The sequence below is a fragment of the Vibrio sp. 1401 genome, from assembly GCF_033340295.1.
In genome coordinates, this window is sequence record NZ_JAWOWF010000370.1 from 1 (window position 1) to 698 (window position 698).

A 698-nucleotide genomic window follows, 5' to 3' on the forward strand; every position below is an offset into this window, starting at 1 on the left:
TGCGAATATGACGACGTCGACTATCATTTATTTAATGATAATACCTTCAATAAAGATGCTGATGTTTTCACTTTGAATATTGAATCTAACAATGAGTTGCTTGACGTATTTTTACGTAGTAACAGCGCAGAAGATATTGAGAAAGCCGATTTCGAGCTCGATAGCCACTTCTTCTATGGCATTTTAGAAGAGGGTAAATTGGTTGCGGCATTAGCGTCATATTGCTACGAAGGAAAGGAGCCATTTGAGTCGTTATCGTTACTGGTTAGCCCTAAAGTGAGAGAAAAAGGGTACGGTAAGCGCTTACTTTCACACTTAGTGGCGGAGGTTAAAACGCGAGATCGTAAAGTGAGATACCGAGTAAATATCGAAAATACACCTTCGATTAAGTTGTGCGAATCTTTGGGATTTGAAGCTTATAACCGATTGCGCGTATTTACTCAGGATGAATAGAAAGGAAAGTAATGGGATACACAGTAAGGAATGCTGTCAGAGAAGAAGAAGCTCAAATTGCTAAAATACATGTCGATTCGTGGCAGGTGGCGTACAAAGGGTTAATGCCACAAAGCTATATAGAGCAGTTTACGATTGAGCGCCGAGAAAGGATGTGGACACGAGTTATGACGGAGCAACTGGCTCAATTGATCGTGGTTGAGAAACAAGGGGAAATCGTCGGGTTTTTAAGTTACGAGTTGCCT

1 protein-coding gene and 1 pseudogene are annotated in these 698 nt (G+C 41.0%); both read left to right on the top strand.

What is annotated here, in order from left to right:
- On the top strand, positions 1 to 453 hold a 453-nt coding region (locus tag R7Z77_RS25690; RefSeq protein WP_318137091.1), incomplete at its 5' end, for a GNAT family N-acetyltransferase.
- A gap of 11 nt (positions 454 to 464) precedes the next feature.
- Positions 465 to 698 (top strand): annotated as a pseudogene (locus R7Z77_RS25695) (GNAT family N-acetyltransferase); the annotation flags it as partial.